Source organism: Engelhardtia mirabilis, assembly GCF_007748095.1.
Taxonomy (GTDB): domain Bacteria; phylum Planctomycetota; class UBA1135; order UBA1135.
In genome coordinates this window covers 1862851-1878894 of record NZ_CP036287.1, presented here as the reverse complement: position 1 = coordinate 1878894, position 16044 = coordinate 1862851, and the positions used below count along the sequence as shown (strand labels likewise).

General features: G+C 68.1%; 12 protein-coding genes and 1 tRNA gene. 5 read left to right on the top strand and 8 right to left on the bottom strand.

All coding sequences use genetic code 11. The annotated features are described in order from the left end of the window. The first annotated feature begins 97 nt into the window (after nucleotides 1–97). The gene (locus tag Pla133_RS06775; protein WP_145063904.1) at nucleotides 98–4702 is read left to right on the top strand and encodes a DEAD/DEAH box helicase; all 4605 of its coding nucleotides are present in this window, start codon (nucleotides 98–100) and stop codon (nucleotides 4700–4702) included. 104 nt (nucleotides 4703–4806) lie between these two features. After that, nucleotides 4807–5727 carry a DUF5655 domain-containing protein gene (locus tag Pla133_RS06770; protein WP_145063898.1) on the top strand — a complete coding sequence of 307 codons (921 nt, stop codon included), beginning with the start codon at nucleotides 4807–4809 and terminating at the stop codon, nucleotides 5725–5727. Nucleotides 5728–5746: 19 nt separating this feature from the next. Here the strand turns inward: Pla133_RS06770 and Pla133_RS06765 are convergent, their stop codons facing one another. Together Pla133_RS06765 and Pla133_RS06760 are read right to left on the bottom strand one after the other, a co-directional pair. Beyond that, the gene (locus tag Pla133_RS06765; RefSeq protein WP_145063889.1) at nucleotides 5747–6544 is read right to left on the bottom strand and encodes an AbiU2 domain-containing protein; all 798 of its coding nucleotides are present in this window, start codon (nucleotides 6542–6544) and stop codon (nucleotides 5747–5749) included. Beyond that, nucleotides 6544–6861, bottom strand: a complete 318-nt coding sequence (locus Pla133_RS06760; RefSeq protein WP_145063884.1) for a site-specific integrase — start codon at nucleotides 6859–6861, stop codon at nucleotides 6544–6546. The genes Pla133_RS06765 and Pla133_RS06760 overlap by 1 nt, the downstream gene beginning before the upstream one ends. Nucleotides 6862–7396: 535 nt before the next feature. Between Pla133_RS06760 and Pla133_RS06755 the strand changes: the two genes are divergently transcribed. Next, complete coding sequence (locus tag Pla133_RS06755) at nucleotides 7397–7813, top strand: hypothetical protein (RefSeq protein ID WP_145063880.1); 417 nt, start codon at nucleotides 7397–7399, stop codon at nucleotides 7811–7813. Nucleotides 7814–7892: 79 nt separating this feature from the next. Here Pla133_RS06755 and Pla133_RS06750 read toward each other — a convergent pair whose 3' ends face one another. Together Pla133_RS06750 and Pla133_RS06745 are read right to left on the bottom strand one after the other, a co-directional pair. Next, a complete protein-coding gene (locus Pla133_RS06750) occupies nucleotides 7893–9038 on the bottom strand; it encodes a tyrosine-type recombinase/integrase (protein ID WP_145063875.1) in 1146 nt (381 codons plus the stop codon). Between the two features lie 139 nt (nucleotides 9039–9177). Further along, nucleotides 9178–9255 (bottom strand) — tRNA-Pro (locus tag Pla133_RS06745). 95 nt (nucleotides 9256–9350) lie between these two features. Here Pla133_RS06745 and Pla133_RS06740 point away from each other — a divergent pair. Next, entirely contained in the window at nucleotides 9351–9674 is a 324-nt protein-coding gene (locus tag Pla133_RS06740; protein WP_145063869.1) for a hypothetical protein, read from the top strand. 9 nt (nucleotides 9675–9683) lie between these two features. Here Pla133_RS06740 and Pla133_RS06735 read toward each other — a convergent pair whose 3' ends face one another. From Pla133_RS06735 to plsY, 3 genes are read right to left on the bottom strand one after another with little or no spacing between them, the layout of a single operon-like run. Continuing rightward, on the bottom strand, nucleotides 9684–10076 hold the full coding sequence (locus tag Pla133_RS06735; protein WP_145063863.1) for a hypothetical protein: 393 nt from the start codon (nucleotides 10074–10076) through the stop codon (nucleotides 9684–9686). Between the two features lie 11 nt (nucleotides 10077–10087). Further along, nucleotides 10088–11122 (bottom strand): NAD(P)H-dependent glycerol-3-phosphate dehydrogenase, encoded by a 1035-nt coding sequence (locus Pla133_RS06730; RefSeq protein ID WP_145063858.1) that lies wholly within the window; start codon nucleotides 11120–11122, stop codon nucleotides 10088–10090. Further along, nucleotides 11115–11762 carry a glycerol-3-phosphate 1-O-acyltransferase PlsY gene (plsY, locus tag Pla133_RS06725; RefSeq protein ID WP_145063853.1) on the bottom strand — a complete coding sequence of 216 codons (648 nt, stop codon included), beginning with the start codon at nucleotides 11760–11762 and terminating at the stop codon, nucleotides 11115–11117. The genes Pla133_RS06730 and plsY overlap by 8 nt, the downstream gene beginning before the upstream one ends. 144 nt (nucleotides 11763–11906) lie before the next feature. Here plsY and Pla133_RS06720 point away from each other — a divergent pair, with 144 nt between their 5' ends. Further along, nucleotides 11907–13922, top strand: coding sequence for a hydantoinase/oxoprolinase family protein (locus Pla133_RS06720; protein WP_145063848.1), 2016 nt, complete (start codon nucleotides 11907–11909; stop codon nucleotides 13920–13922). Here Pla133_RS06720 and Pla133_RS06715 read toward each other — a convergent pair. After that, nucleotides 13895–15403: a hypothetical protein gene (locus Pla133_RS06715; protein ID WP_145063844.1), complete on the bottom strand. Its 1509-nt coding sequence runs from the start codon at nucleotides 15401–15403 to the stop codon at nucleotides 13895–13897. The two genes, Pla133_RS06720 and Pla133_RS06715, sit on opposite strands and share 28 nt — an antisense overlap. Nucleotides 15404–16044 lie beyond the last annotated feature (641 nt).

Here is a 16044-nt window from a genome sequence, read left to right as displayed (position 1 = left end):
CAGCTCGCTTGGGGCGGCGCAGCTTGCTGTCACTGTGGACACCATCGGTCGGTGTCGCGGCCCGACCGGACTCAATGAACCTCTTGCGCAGCCTCCATTGGATCGCCCCTACGCACAGCTGGACATAGAGGCACTCGAGTCGCTACTCGAGTACGAGAAGCAGACCGTCGACTCGCTGAACTCGATGGCGAGCGAGCTCTCGCTGAGGAAGACCCGTCGGGCCAGGAGGCTCTTGATGCGGGTCCTGGAGCGGCTCGACGACCTCGATGATGGGACCGGCACCGACGAGGACGCCGAGCGATTCGGAGCGGGCATGGATAGCCAGCGCGCCCAGGGCCCGACTCCACAGGCAGTCACGACGTGGGGTACTGATGACTCGGTCGAGATCGCGAAGATCGGCGAATCGGCTAATGGAGCTCCAGACCCAACGGCCAAGCCCCACCGCTCGACGATGGAGCCGCAGGTTCCCGACGGCAAAGTGCGAGGGGCCGAGAATGGTGCGTCGAGCGCCCCGATCGAGTCGAAGGTCGGACTCCGAGCAGCATCGTTCGACACACCCACGGCTGCGAGTATCGGCCCAACCGTCGCTGAGCGAGTGGCCTTTGATCCCACTCGATGGGAAATCGCCAGCGCCGATGTCGATGCGCTTGAGCCAGCCGGAAGTGAAGAGCATTTCGAGCTCCATCTTGCGGCATGCGAGTGGGACATGGATCCCGCCATCCTCATCAATGGACCCGCAGACATCCAGGCTCGGGTCCATTGGCAGGACGTCCTCGAGCCCTTCGAGCATCAGATCCAAAACCTCATCACCTTCTGCCGCCGTGCTCCGGTCGCCCTGCTTGCCGACGACGTAGGCCTCGGCAAGACAATCAGCGCAGGACTCATCCTCAGTGAGCTCCGCGTCCGGGGCAAGGTCAACCGAACGCTGATCGTCGTGCCCAAGGCCGTACTGCTCGACCAGTGGAAGGGTGAGCTGTACGAGCGGTTCGCGATCGACTCGACCACAGCTCGCGGGGCCCAACTCGACGTAGCCCTTCGAGATCGCTCGATCGATGTCGTCATCACGACCTACGACAGCGCGCGCAATCGACTTTCGAGGATCGAAGATGGCGCATTCGACATGCTGATCCTGGACGAGGCTCACAAGCTGCGGAATCTGCACGGCGTCAGCAACCCGCCGAGGACGGCGGTCGAGTTCCAGCGCGTGCTACGTGAGAGGATGTTCCGGTACGTCCTCATGCTTACCGCAACGCCCATCCAGAACCGGCTGTGGGATCTGTACTCGCTCGTGGACCTCCTTACCGCCGCGAAGGGGCACGAGAATCCCCTCGGTGGTCCCGACGCCTTCTTCCACGACTACATCGCCGATACACGTAGCTCCGCCCGCCAGCTCGAGCCGCGGAGCAAGGTGAAGTTCCGGCGAATCTTAGGCGAGTACATGGTCCGGACACGACGGGCAGACGCGAAGCTCGTCTTCCCTCCGAGACGCCTGCGAGTCTTGCCGTGCGACGGAACACCTGGAGAGTCAGCCCTCTTCTCGCTCGTCGGAGAAGTGATCGGAGGGCTGAACGGCCTACAGCAGTCGTCGGTCGCCCAAGCGCTCATGAGCAGCCCCAGGGCGCTCGCGACCCAGCTGCAGAACATGGCCGACCGAGGCTCCGTGTCAGTGAAAGACGCGACGAGAGCTGCGGCGATCGCGAGTCAGATCGAGCAGACATCGAAGGAGCGCGTTCTCGTCCAGCTTGTCGCGCAGCTGCAGAGCGAAGGGCCGGACTGGCGCCTCGTCATCTTCACCGGTCGCAAGGAGACGCAGGACGCGATCGGCGAGGTGCTTGGCCGAACGCTAGATCCCCGCCAGGTCGGGTTCATTCGTGGCGGACGTCACTCCGAGAATCAGCGTGCGATTGCTGGCTACGTATCGGACCCCCCGACCGTATCGGTTCTCATCTCGACGGACGCGGGAACTGAGGGGCTCAACCTGCAAGCAGGAAACGTCCTCGTCAACTTCGACCTCCCCTGGAACCCGATGGTTCTTGAGCAACGAATCGGTCGTGTTCAACGGCTCGGATCCAAGCATGCCGAGGTCGTCATTCTCAACCTGGTGTTGAAAGGCTCGGTCGAGGAGAAGGTCGTCGCACGCCTCGTCGAGAAGCTCGCTGTCATCGCCGACTCGATCGGTGACATCGAGGGAATCCTCGACGGCATGGACTCCGGAGGTGGAGACGAGGAGCCGCTTGTCCGGAAGATCAACGAGCTCGTCGTCGGATCGCTGCGCGGACGCGACGTCGAAGCGAGCCTGAGGAGCATCCAGGCGAGCATCGATCGCGCAAAGGAGATTTACGAGCGTGAGAAGGCGGCAGTCGAGGAGAACCTGGGGAGACTCGACTCGATGCACGACGAAGGGCCGCCGAGGCCTACACTCACTCCTGTCGAGCCCAGGCTGGATACGAAGACGTTTGTGACCCGCGCCCTCGAGGCCGGGGAGGGAACCCTCGAATACGCCGAGCACGGCCGCCTGGTCTATCGACGACGCGGCTACGCTCCAGAAGAGGTCGTCTTCGAGCGTCCCGGCAGCAGGGGGTGGGTAGCGCCGGCTATTGCTGGAGGGCCCCGCGTGAGTGTCTACCTCCCCGGCCAGCCAGCGTTCGAGAAACTCGGTGAGATCTGGCGTCGACGTGCACAGCATGCGGTCTACGACCACAGGAGCATCGACGAAGGTCTCTGTGCCGACGCCGCCCGTACTTGGCTCGCCAAGTTCGGACGCGACCTGGAGTTCCACTCGATCGTAATCAACGGCACGGGTTCTTCCTTCCAAGGGAAGGTCGTTGTGAGAGCGGCTGTGTCGGTTGCCCATGACAAGTACGAGAAGCTCATCGAAGTCGCCATCGAGCCACCGGGCATCGAGGCACCGCCGAGCGGCGATGGTGTCGGCATCATCGATGAGCCGATAGATCTGGCAGCCGACGTCGTTCAGGGAGAGATGCTCGAAGTAGCGGTCCTCCAAGGCATCGAGATCGACACCGACATCGGAAACTTCGCCACGTTCTACGTCGATCGCATGGACGAAGAGGTCGAGAGATCTGGGGGCGACCCAGCGCTGGAGCAGCTGCACCGTGACTCCCTCACTCCAAGGGTCTCCACCAAGGTCGTTGGTGCGACCGGCGCGCTCCAGAACCTGGTCAACGTGCAAGCACGGTTCGACTTCGACAAACAGGAGTACCTGCAGGAACTTCGGATCGCACCTGCCCTCGGCCGCGTCGTCCGAGCTCCCGAGCCGAGGCAATGCGAAGAATCCGGGCGAGTCCTGCCGTCGACCTGCATCGGAGAATGCGAGGTGACGGGCAAATCGGTTCGTCGCTCCCTTCTCGAGACTTCGCTGTGCTCGGGGCGCCAGGCTCTGTCGAGTCTGTTCGATTGCTGTGAGGTAACTGGAGTACGGCTCTTGCCGGACGAGCTGGGCCGATCGTCCTACTCGGGCAAGGTGGCCGACCTCCGATTGCTTCAAGATTCGGCGACGTCCGGTCGGTCTGGCCTCGCGGAGGAGATGGTGCGATGTGAGATCACGGGAGCGGTCGTGCTGCTCGACGAGATCCTGAAGAGCGAGGTCTCTGGCCGACAGTTCCGTGCGGATGAGGGAGCTCGGGGAGGAGCTGCCGATCTCCTCGGACACAGGTCCGAGTTCGTTGAGTGCGCGGCATCGGGCAAACGGATCCTGCCACAGGAGGCGGTGACCTCCGACGTCAGCGGTCGGACTTTCGATCGCTCGATCGCCGTGAAGTCTGAGCGATCTGGACGGCTAGGCGGACCTGACGAACAGGCAACTTGTCGCGCGACGAAGAGGACCCTCCTCATCGATGAGGTAGAAGAGTGCATGGTTACACACGAGCTGGTCGACCGAGAGCTGCTCGCTCCGTCATCCATCTCCGGAACGCGCTGCCGGAAGGACATCCTGCAGAAGTGTGAGAGATCGGGAGTCGCGGGGCTTCCGAGCGAGCTCGAACGATCTGCCGTGAGCAACCTGTTGGTGGACAAGCGGCTTCTGAAGGCCAGCGAGATGTCGGGTCAGCTCGCGCTTGCCGACGAGCTGGAACCTTGTAGCGTGACGGGAGACCTCCTGCTGCCCTCCGAGCTAGCTGAGTCCGCCGTGAGCGGGCGCAGAGTTCGCCCCTCACTCTTGGTCGAATGCGCCGTATCAGGTCGGATGGCCATGAAGACCGAGATGGTCGAAGACGCGCTCGATCTTGGAAGTTGGATCATCGAGTCTGAGGCACGAACCTCGGACGTGAGCGGTCGTGCAAGTCGCCCGGAGAACGTGACAAGGTGCCAATGGGACGGTCGGCTACGCCTGGCGGATGAGTACGAAGTCTGCAAGTGGACCGGCTTGCACGTAGGAAGTTCGGCTCTATCAGAAGCTGGTCACCTGGCGGCGTTCGATGTCAGTAGCTCGTCGGCCGTCGAAGAGGAAGACGGAGTTATGAGGTTCGCCGAGCGACTCGATTTCTCACCTCCCCTCCGCGTGCCTGAGCTAGGGGCGGTGAGGGCACTGACGGCAGTGACGCGCGTCACGGCCCCGACGGGCAGGCTCGTCACCGTCTCGGGCGAGCGGAGTCGGCTTCTCGGCCTGAGCCAAGATCGCGTCCAGTTCGTTCTGGACTCCGAGGAGAGACCGCTCGGTCGCGGCCACATTCAGCCTCGAGGCTGAACGGAGTAGGATGGCGTCGACGGGTTCGAGCTCCGATGGGCGCTCGGTCTCGCGAGCTGAACGCGGGTTAGGGAATTGCGCAGGCCTGGCCAGAACGTCCACCAATGAGCGACATCAAGCTGTTCGACATCCGCTCCGGGAACGCCCGCGAGATCTCGGGGGAGGCCGCGAGACTCGAGCGCTCCCTCCAGACGCTCATGGAGCAGAACCTCGAGACCCTCCTCGGGGTGCGCTTCCTCGGCAGCGAGTACTCGACTGGGGCCAAGCATCGCGGGCGGATCGACACGCTCGGGATCGACGAGAACGGCTGTCCGGTCATCATCGAGTACAAGCGCTCGACGAACGAGAACGTCATCAACCAGGGCCTGTTCTACCTCGACTGGCTCCTCGATCACCGCGCTGAGTTCAAGCTGCTCGTCATCGAGCGGCTCGGGCAGGAGGCGGCCGAGGCGATTGACTGGACCACGCCCCGACTGCTGTGCATCGCTGGCGGGTTCACGCGGTACGACGAGCACGCCGTCCAGCAGATGAACCGCAACATCGAGCTGATCCGCTACAGGTACTTCGGCGGCGAGCTCTTGCTGCTCGAGCTCGTGAACGCCACGACCGCCACGGAGGCCATCGTTGTCGAGGAGCCCACCGGAGAACCGTCCGGGACCAAGCCCACCTACAGGACGATCTCCGACGTCCTCGACGCCATCGAAGGCGATCTGCTTGACCTCTACACGGAATTGCGTGCCTACCTGCAGGCTCTCGGGGACGACGTCCAGGAGAAGACGCTGAAGTACTACGTGGCGTTCAAGCGGATCAAGAACTTCGCGTGCGTCGAGGTCTACCCGAGCAAGAAACGGCTCACCGTGTACTTGAAGCTCGATCCGAACTCGATCACGCTCGAAGAGGGTTTCACGCGCAACGTTCGAGAGATCGGGCACTTGGGGACCGGCGATCTCGAGGTGGGTCTGCACTCGCGCGAAGACCTCGAGCGAGCCAAGCCGCTGCTGCAGGCGAGCTACGAGGCGAGTTGATCCCAGTCTCGTGCTCGGCCTAGGCGTCGCTAGCGCCGTCGGCCTGCCCCCTCCGCTCGGATCGCTGCTCTCGGATCTTCTTCTTCCGGTGCTCATGCATGTGCGCGCCGTGCGGTCCCTCGTCCTCGATGATCTCCAGGTCGGTCAGGAGCAGCTCGAGTGCCCGAGAGGGCCGAGTCGCGTCGCCGCACAGTGTCCACTCGTGTCCTGAGTGGATGTAGACGGTGCGGAAGAACGCGAAGCCAAGGACTCCGAGCATGCTCCGAGCTTCGTCGACCAGCGCATGCACATCCTTCCACGACTGACGCACGTGGAATGCTGCGCCTTCGTGATGAACGATCCGCTTGTTGCGGATCTTGCGGAAGCGGTCGAGTCGAGCGCTGATCTGCTCCTCGTCGAGCTGGGCCCCCATCGCCTCGCCAGTCAATCGAAGGAGCTCGCGATCTGACCCTGCGTCGTTGCGAATCCCAGTCCGGCGAAGGAAGTCCATGAGCTCCTCTCGAGCTTCGAGGGCCGGCAGCTCGGTATCGCCGTCCGCGAGGTCGTTGAGCAACGTGACCAGCGATCGTGGCCTATTCCTCCCTCTTGGACTGTCGAAGAGGCGAGCGGCGTGGACGAGTGCCGAGGTCTTCGCCAGATCCTGGATCGTCCCGAACAGCTCGCCGAAGTTGGTCGGGTCGGCGTTGATTCGGTCTGCGTGGGTGCCAACGGTCTCGAGGAGGCCATACGCCCTGTCGAAGCGGAAGATGTCGAGGATGAGCACCTCATCGAACCACTCCTTGAGCTCCTCCCTGCTGGTGGATCGGATTCGAGGCACTACTCGTCCTCGGAGAAGAGCTCGTCGAAGGATTCCCCGACGGACCTGTCCAGGTGCTCGGCGAGGGCCTGGACGCCGGACAGCATGTCGTGGTCGAAGGCGTGGGCGTACACCCGCATCGTCCTCCGAGGGTTTGCATGGCCAGCCAGGCGACTCGCGGCCAGGATGTTGCCGTCATCGCGGATGGCGCGGATGCTCGCCCAGTCCGAGGCCCCGGCACCCTCGGAGACCTCGTCGGAAACGCCGGCGAGACCCGGTTGTTTAGCGTGAGCCGCGGGCAAGAGCGCGAGCAGGGCGAGGGCCGCTATGAGTCTCATCGTCAACTTCGATCAAGTCGTGGCAACGGGTGTCGGGCGAGAGCCGCCTCGACGGCAACGCCGCGTCGGCGTCGTGACTGATCCTAATCCCGGGCCCCGAATCCCGCACGTTGCACGACCAAGGCGCGCCGCACCTAAGTTCCTGGCCTGCGTTGCGATACGGGCACTGACACGGCCTCCTCCCCCGGACCTCTCCAGCACCAGGGGGCTATCGGGGACGTAGCACGGCCTCTGGGGGCTTGCCTGAGGTTGCGCCTTTGCCTCGACTGTGGACCGAGACCCTTGCCTGCCCCCGCCAACCCCGGGTGGCGAGAACGCCATCCAGACCCCGTGGCATGACCCGTTGTGGCCGCCGCGGCGCAAGGCAGGCGAGTCCGCGCTTCGCGCGCGGGCTTAGTCATCAGCGATGTTCTTCTTGGCCGGTGGCCGCACTCCGCGGTTGGCTCGGCCGGTTATCCAGCGCCATTGAATTCGACAACTTCACACAGGGCCTGGGTACCGAGGCGGACGACCTCGCGCATTCGGACGGAATCCGATGCAAGAGCGAGTCCCGGATACCCCGGGTCACGACGACTCACCAGGCGGCCGCACCGACGGTCCGCCGACCTACTCCGGAGATGACTTCACGCTCGAGGAGCTGATCCCCCTCGAGGCCGTATGCAAGCTGCTGAAGAGGCGCCGCGATACTCGAGCGCTTCGTCGGTGGGTGCTCGACGGTCAGGGTGGCATCTATCTCAGGGCGGTGGAGGACGGGAAGCACCTCTACACCACCGCCAGGTGGGTCTGCGACTTCATCGCGGCCACCACGAACCGGAGGAACGACGCGCGACGGGCGAGCTCCCGGAAGCGCCATGAGTCGACGAAGAGGACCACCTCGCGGCCTAGCGGTCGCACGAGGTCGGTGCTGGACAAGTACGGATTGAGCCCCGAGGCCGGCTCGAACGAGACCTGACCGGCCCTAGCGCGGCCCAGCGAACCATCGGAACGACTCGATGGCCGCTGGGCCCTTTCGTCGCCGGTCTGTGCCGTGCTCAGCCGAACCGGAGGGCGAACTCGACCCGTCGCCGCTCGCTGACCTCGGCGTAGATCTCGGTGGTGTTCGCGTTGCGGTGACCGAGGATCAGCTGTGACGCTTCGAGGCCGGCTTCCTCACGCAGGCGCGTCCCGGCGGCGTGCCGTAGCTGGTGAGGCGTCCAGCGATCGATGCCGGCTTGGTCGCAGGCGCGCTGGACGGCACGACGCAGCTCGGGGACACCGTAGGCGTCACGCAGGTCGGCGCGGCGGCGCCGAGAGCCCTGGCGTCGTCTCCGAGCCGCGTTGCGCTCGTCCTCCGCCTCTCGGGGACTGAAGAGCGGGAGGGAGTCGTCGGGCCGCGGAACCCGGTCGAGGAACGGCCGGAGGATCTCCTGAGCATGCGGGCCGATCGCGACTCGACGAACGTGCCCGTGGTGCGCCGCCTTGTGGTGGTCGAGCCGGTAGAACCAGACCTCGCCGGATCGCTCGAGATCCCGTGGACGCATCGCCACCGCCTCCCCCGACCGCATCCCGCTCCACCACATCAGCTCCACGATCGCCGCGATCTGCCGGGAGGCGTGCGGAAGGACGGCGTCGACGTCCGCGCGTGACACAGGCCGGCGCTTCTCGGTCTCGCGCGCCCGGCTCCTGCCCGCCTGGAGGTTTCGCAGGACGGTCAGCCCCTGGTAGGTGCTGGCAGAGACGAGCTCCTCCTCGGCCCCCCACTTGAACAGCTGCACGAGGCGTGAGACCCGGATGTTGACCGTCTTGCGGGCCAGCGCGTCATCGAGCATCCGCTCCCGCACCAGCTTCAGGCACTGCAGCGAGAAGTCCTCCGCGCGCGTGCTCGCGAAGAGCTGCATCAGCGGACGGAAGGCGTAGACGAACGCCTCGACGGTCTGGGTCGGCGTACCGTCCGCCCGTCGGTAGTACCTCTCGGCGTGGAGCAGGAACCTCGCAACGAGGTCCGCGACGGTCAGGTCGCCGAGCTCGGCGTCTGGGTCCTCGCCCCCATTGGCGAGCCAGCGCTGTAGGTGCTCCTGGAACGCCTGGTGCGCCGCGGGGTCGTCGTAGCGGCCGAACCACTGCTGGCGGCCGTTGAAGCGGGCATAGGCGTACCCGCGCTTGGTTCTCTTGAGTGTCGGGATCTTGGCTGTCTTCACGGATGTCGGGCGAAGCGAGGTGTCGCCGCGGAGACGCCACGTGGTTGTCCACGTGGAATTCCACGGATCGAAGTGCCTCGAGTCGCGCTGCCCGTGAAGGCAGGTTCACCGCAAGTGCGGCATCGAACTCAAGTAAGAATGGTCGGGGCGAGAGGATTCGAACCTCCGACCTCTGCAACCCCATTGCAGCGCGCTAGCCATGCTGCGCCACGCCCCGACCGAGAGGTCGAGCAGGATACGGGGCGTCCCGGGGGAGGTCAATCGGCGGGTCGGGTAGTTGAGGGGGCGACCGGGAGGGACGAGAATCTCGGCATGCCGCGGATCCATCGCACCCTGCGTGAGCCCCAGGGGCGGCCGAGGCGGCGGCATCGGACTTGGATGCTGTCCATGAGCCTGGCGACCCTGGGGTGGGCCTGCTGGTGGCTGGACCTGCTCTTGGCACGGACGGTGCCGGACTTCGTGCCCAACTACGCGCTGGTCAGCTCGGTGGCCTCCTTCTTCGCGGTGGCGGGGTTGGTCCTGGCCTTCCTCTCCATCCGGGGGCGCAGCCGGCTGTGGCTGGGGATGGCGGCGGTGCCGCTGTTCGCCAACGCCAGCCTGCTCTCGATGCCCTGGCTGATGCAGGGCCACGGCTGAGGCGGCCGCCTACAACGGCGTCGAAGCCAGGATCATCCAGGCTCCGGTGATCGTCGTGATCAGGGTCAGGCCCAGGACCGTGAACGCCGTCAAGCGGTGCCAGCGCTTCACGTCGGCCCCGCGCAGGGTGGCGATGCCGGTCGCCAGGGGCGCCAGGTACAGCGCCGTCGTGACCTTGGCCAGGGTCAGGTGCACGGGGGTGATCAGGCCGGCGGACTCGATGTCGTAGAGGGTGCCGAGCTGCTTGGCGTAGTAGATCGCCGCGCCCAGGCTCAGCACCGTCGTGACCACCAGGGGGATGTGCAGCGCGCGCCGCCCGAGCAGGCCGGTCCAGGTCACGAAGACCAAAAGGACGACCGTGAGGCCCAGGAACGACAGGAATCCGGCGGTAGGTGAAAGCACGGCGATGGGGATCAGGCTCCGCTGGAACCGGGCAGCAACCCTTCCATCTCGGCCGTCGGCGAGCGCTGCATGAGCGTGCGCACGGCCTCCTCCGGGTCGACTCCCTCGAACAGGACGGCGTGGACCTGCTCGGCGATCGGCATCGACACCGCGACGCCCTCGGCCTCGGGGCCGAACAGGGCCTGGGTGGTCCAGACGCCCTCGGCCACCATCGACATCTCGGCCAGCACGTCCTGGAGGGTCTTGCCGCGGCCGATGTGCTCCCCCACCGCGCGGTTGCGCGAGTGCCGGGAGGTGCAGGTGGTGATCAGGTCACCCATGCCGGCCAGCCCGAAGAAGGTCTCGAGCCGCGCGCCGCGGGACACGCCGAAGCGCGCCATCTCGACCAGGCCGCGGGTGAGCAGGGCCGCCTTGGCGTTGTCGCCCAGGCCCAGTCCGTCCGAGATCCCGGCGGCGATGGCGATCACGTTCTTGAGCGCCCCGGCCAGCTCGACGCCGATCGGGTCGGTCGATCGGTAGACCCGGAAGGTCTCCGAGTTGAAGGCCGCTTGGACCTGCTCCGCGACGGCCGTGTCGTCGCAGGCCGCCACGAGGGAAGCCGGCAGCCCGCGAGCGACCTCCTCCGCGTGGCTGGGGCCGGCGAGCACGCACAGGGGTCGGTCGCCGAGCTCGGACGCGATGATCTCCGTCGGCCGTTGGAACGTCTCGATCTCGAGGCCCTTGGTAGCGCTGACGATCGGCACGTTGCCGCCGAGGGCGTCCTCGAAGCGCGTGACCACCTTGCGCAGGTGTTGGGTCGGCACCACTGACAGGCACAGGTCCACGCCGCGCGCGGCCGCGAAGGGATCCGCCTCGAAACGCAGGGCCTGCGGCAGTGAGATCCCGGGCAGGTAGGCCTCGTTGGCCCGCCGCTCCGACATCTCGCGCAGACGTTCCGGGAAGGCGCTCCACAGCACCACGTCGGCGCCGTTCTGCACCAACAGTCGCGCCAGGGCCGTGCCCCAACTTCCATCACCAAGGACCAGGATTCGTGTCTTCTCAGCCATCGCTTCCAGGGGGCTTGTGACCGCCGCGCGGTTCGGTGCCGGCGATCATGCGGCGGATGTTCGATCGGTGTCGGACGAGGATCAGGAGGCAGAGCCCCACACAGAACAGGGTCAGCTCGGCGCCGCCGCTACCGGCTCGCAGACCGGCGGTGATGGGCAGGGCCAGGCCGAGACCGATGGAGGCCAGGGCGACCATGCGCGTGGTACCCCAAAGGAGCAGCCAGACCAGGCCGCTGATCAGGAACACGACCGGATCGATCGCGACCACGACCCCACAACCGGTGGCGACGGCCTTGCCGCCCTTGAAGCGCAGGTAGATCGGGAAGACGTGGCCGAGCACCGCAGCCAAGCCGCAGAGCACCGCCGCGACACCGACCTGGTCCGGCGGCACGGCAAGGGGCGCGATCACCGCGGCCGGCACCGCCCCCTTGGCGAAGTCGAGCAGGAAGGCCACGATCCCGAGGGGCTTGCCGAGCACGCGCATGGCGTTGGTGGCGCCGATGTTCCCGCTCCCGATCGTGCGGATGTCGACTCCGCGCAGCAGCTTCGCCAGGGTGAATCCGAACGGCACCGAGCCCAGCAGGTAGGAGACCAGCAGGGCGCCGAGGAAGGCCGAGGTGAAGTCCGGGAGGGGCGGCATCGCGGGCCAGGAGGTTAGCCCAGGGCCGGGTGCGAAGCCCGTCCGATCAGCCTGCCGCCCCTGGAACCCGGTCCGGATCCGGCTCCCGGCCAGGCTCGGATCCGACTCGCACCGGGGCCGCGGGGCGGTACCCTGCGCCGGCCCATGCCTGCCCCGATCCTCGGCGTCGACACCGGCGGCACCTTCACCGACCTCGTGCTCGCGGGCGACGGCGAGGAGCGCGTCCACAAGCTGCCCTCCACTCCGGCCGATCCAGGCCAGGCAGTGGCCGAAGGCGCGCGCGTGCTCGACGCCCTGAACGCGCGGACCCGCGTGGTGCACGGCACGACGGTGGGCCTCAACGCCCTTCTGACCGGACGCGTGGCGCGCGCGGCCCTGGTCACCAACCGCGGCTTCGCGGACCTGATCGAGATCGGGCGCCAGACCCGGCCGGACATCTACGACCTCTCGCCCCAGCGGCCGGCTCCCCTGGTCGCGCGGGAACTGCGCTTCACCGTGGACGAGCGCGTTTGGCCCGCGGCCGACGACCCCACTCGCCTGGAGCGCATCGCCACCGCCAGCGACGAGGACCTGGCCAAGCTCGTGCGCCGGATCCGCCGAGCGGGCCCTGAGTCCATCGCCGTGTGCCTGCTCCACAGCTACGCGGACCCGGCCGACGAACGGCGCGTCGCCGACGCCCTGGCGCCCCTGGGCCTGCCGGTGACCTGCTCCGCCGAGCTCCTGCCCGAGCACCGCGAGTTCGAGCGCTTCGAGACGGCCCTGGTCAACGCCGCCCTCGCTCCGGTGGTGGCGAGCTACCTCGAGCGCCTCGCGGCGGCCCTGGCGCCCGCCCGTTTGAGCCTGTTGAGCTCGCGCGGGGGCCTGCTCAGCGCCGAACGCGCGGCGGCGGAGCCGGTTCGCATCGTCCTCTCCGGCCCCGCCGGCGGCGTCGTCGGCGCAGTCGAAGCGGCCCGCGACGCGGGCTTCGCGCGCCTGGTCGCGCTCGACATGGGCGGCACCAGCACCGACGTGGCCTTCGCCGCCACCGCGCCCCTCGCCGCGGACGAGGCGCGCGCCTCGACCGACCTGCCCGAGGTCGCCGGCCACCCGATCGGCGTACCCTGCCTCGACCTGCACACGGTCGGCTGCGGGGGCGGCTCGATCGCGCGGGTGGACGGCGGCGGCGGCCTCGCGGTCGGACCCGAGAGCGCCGGCGCCGACCCCGGTCCGGTGTGCTACGGCAAGTCCGACGAGCCGACCGTCACCGACGCCCACGTGCAGCTCGGGCACGTGGCCGGCGGCCGCTTCCTGGGCGGCGCCCTCGAGTTGGACCGCGACGCCGTCGCGCGCGCCTTCGAGGACCTCGGCCGGCGCCTGGGCACCGACGCCGACCGCGCCGCCGGCGCCGTGCTCGACGCGGCTCGCGCCGCCATGCGGCGGGCGGTCTCGGTCATGACCCTCGAGCGTGGGCAGGACCCGCGGCGCCTGCCCCTGGTGGCCTTCGGCGGCGCCGGCGGGCTGCACGCCGCGGCCCTGGCGGCCAGCTTGCAGATGCCGGGCGCGCTGGTTCCGCGCCATCCCGGTGCCCTGTCAGCCTGGGGCATGACCCGCGCCGTGGCCAGCGCCGACCGCGCCGCGACGGTGCTCGAGTCCCTGGAACGCTGGCCCGCGACGCGCCGTCGCAAACAGCTGCGGTCCTTGGTGGCCGACGCGCGCGCGGAGCTCGCGGCGAGCGGCGCGCGGGGTGCGACCGACGTGGAGCTGGAGGTCGACCTGCGCTACGAGGGCCAGGCCTACGAGCTGCGACTGACCGACGCCGCGCGACTGACGGCGCGCTTCCACGACGCCCACGAACAGCTCTACGGCTACCGTTTACCGGAGCGCGGCGTGGAGTTGGTGTGCCTGCGGGTGCGCGTTTCGATCCGCGGCGGGCGCTCCGAAGCCGATACGGCGCGGCCGCGGCGGCGACCCGCTCCCACAGCCGCCACGATCGGCCAGCGCCGCGCCTGGTTCGGGCGCTGGGTGAGAACGCCCGTGCTGGACCGCGCGACCCTGGCCCCCGGGCATCGGATCGACGGCCCGGCCCTGGTCGAGGAGTTCTCGGGCACGACCATCGTTCCGCCCGGTTGGGGCGCGCTGGTCGTGCGCGGCGGTCACCTGTCGCTCGAGCCGGCCGGCTGAGTCACCGTCAGGAAGCGCCACAGGCCGAGGCGATGCTCGACCACGTCGAAGCGCTGGCGCACGGCCTCCTCCAACGCCGACAGGTAGCGCAGTCGCCCGGCGGCCTCGTGGAAGTCGAGGCGCGCGGTGTAGCTCACGTCCATGGCGACCGGCTCCACGGCCAGGATCACGTCGATCGCATCGGCGGCGGCCGCGATCGCTTCGGGCGGCGCGCCGGAGACCATCGTGGCGGAGATCTGGCGCGAGACGTCGAGCTCGGCCACGTCGGGACGCCAGATGGTGACCTCGGGCGCGTCCATCCAGAGCCGGATCACGGTGCCGCCCTCGGGTAGGGCGGCGTCGATCGCCGCGACGCGCTCGTCGTAGTTCCAGCCGCGGTTCCAAGCGCTCCACTGGACCAGGGCCAGGGTCAGTTGAATGGCGATCACGACGAGGGCCAGGGCTCGGGCCAAGGTGCCTCGGTTCGCAGTGGGCCAGGCCAGGGCCGCTGGCCAAGCCAAGAACGCCGCCGTGGGCAGCAGGTAGGCTCCGCGCTCGTTGACGCCCCAGACTTGGAAGAAGACCCAGCTCGGGACGACGAGCGCGAGGCACGTCGCCAGGTGCCATCCGCGCAGGCGCCCGAGCAACAGGCCCGCGATGGCCAGGGGCGTCAAGAGCAGCAGCGGCAGGGCGATGTTGTGGACGGCGAGGGCCAGGGCGCCCGCATGACCGGTGTAGAAGCTCGAGACGATCTCGACTTCACGATCGACCGCGAGGGGATCGAAGCGGCCGGTACGAATCAGTCCAGCGAGGCCCATCCCGACGACCAACAGCGTCAAGAGCGCCGGGCCGACCGCGAAGAGCAGCGCAGGCAGGCTGAAGCGGCGACCGACGCGCCGGGCTCCCAGTTGGCACAGGCCGAGCACGCCGAAGCCGATCAGCGGCGTGGAGACGTGGGTTCCGTAGGTGATCGCCAAACACGTTCCGACCAACCCCACGCCGAGTACCGGTCGGCGCCAGGGCGCGACGAGTGCGACCAGGGCGGTCGCGAGCACCGCCGCGACGTGCAACACGTGGACTTCGAAGGTCGTCGCGAAGAACACGGCGCCCGGCGTGGTCGCGAACAGCGCCGCGCCGAAGACCGCTCGCGAGCGCGACAGGCCGAGGCAGCGCAGGGCGGCGAAGAGGCAACCGACCGCCACGCCAGCCGCCGACGCGACGACCAGATGCGAGGCCAACAGGACTCCCGCCGGTCCGCGACCCAGGAGTTCGGTGGCCAGACGCAGGAGCGGCACCACCAGCACGTGGTGGTAGCTCTCCCCCCCACCCAGCGCGGCGAAGCTGACCAGGCCGGAGCCGTCCCCGTAGAGGCGAGGTTGGCGCAGGAGCCAGGCACAGAGGGCCGTCAACGAGCCCAGGCCCAGGGCCCAGACCACGTCGGGGCGGGACCCCGATCCAGGGGGCGCTTGCCGAGCACTCGGGTCGGAGGGGAGGGGTTGCAAGGGGTCGGGGCGTCTTCCTGGGTCGCACGGCCCTCGGCGCGCCACGACCGCTCCGGCCCACCGGCGCGGCGACTATAGCGCCGCCCGTACCGCAACCCGAGCGCCGCGCGCTGGCCCCGGGCTCTGGCGTCGGGCCGGATCGACCCCACGATCGTGGGCCGACCAAGCAAGGTCCTTTCCTGGCGGGACTTCACCGGAGCGGTCCCCGCCGGAGGCTCGCAGCGGGTCGTCGAAGGTCAGCCAGTTGGCCAGTCAGGGCGCAAGCCGCGGTGACGAGTCCGAAGCAGGAAGTCGGATTTTGCGACTTCGACTGGCGGATGACCGACCTCGCGCCGCCAGAGACCTCTGTCCGCGGCGCTCCAACTGGGTCTGCCGGGATGTGGAAGGACTCCGGCCCGCTCGTGGCCGCGACGCACTTTCGTGGGCGGCGCGGATCAGACCCGTCGAATCGTCGGCCGACTCTCGCCGGTCGCGCCCTGTCCGCGGGCCATCCAGCCCCGTGCTGCCGTCGGCCACGGGGTCGGGGAACTCGACCCCCTCGGCGAGACAGCTCTCGCCGACCTCCCTTCCCGTGACCACGCCCCGCGGTGCGATCGATCCCGCGCTCCGGTCCGATCCAAACCTCTCCCCGACGACCGCGG

Coding starts and splice junctions, on each gene's coding strand:
- Pla133_RS06770 (WP_145063898.1), top strand. CDS start 4,807: ATGAGCGACATCAAGCTGTTCGACATCCGCTCCGGGAACGCCCGCGAG.
- Pla133_RS06760 (WP_145063884.1), bottom strand. CDS start 6,861: ATGAGACTCATAGCGGCCCTCGCCCTGCTCGCGCTCTTGCCCGCGGCT.
- Pla133_RS06755 (WP_145063880.1), top strand. CDS start 7,397: ATGCAAGAGCGAGTCCCGGATACCCCGGGTCACGACGACTCACCAGGC.
- Pla133_RS06740 (WP_145063869.1), top strand. CDS start 9,351: ATGCCGCGGATCCATCGCACCCTGCGTGAGCCCCAGGGGCGGCCGAGG.
- Pla133_RS06730 (WP_145063858.1), bottom strand. CDS start 11,122: ATGGCTGAGAAGACACGAATCCTGGTCCTTGGTGATGGAAGTTGGGGC.
- plsY (WP_145063853.1), bottom strand. CDS start 11,762: ATGCCGCCCCTCCCGGACTTCACCTCGGCCTTCCTCGGCGCCCTGCTG.
- Pla133_RS06720 (WP_145063848.1), top strand. CDS start 11,907: ATGCCTGCCCCGATCCTCGGCGTCGACACCGGCGGCACCTTCACCGAC.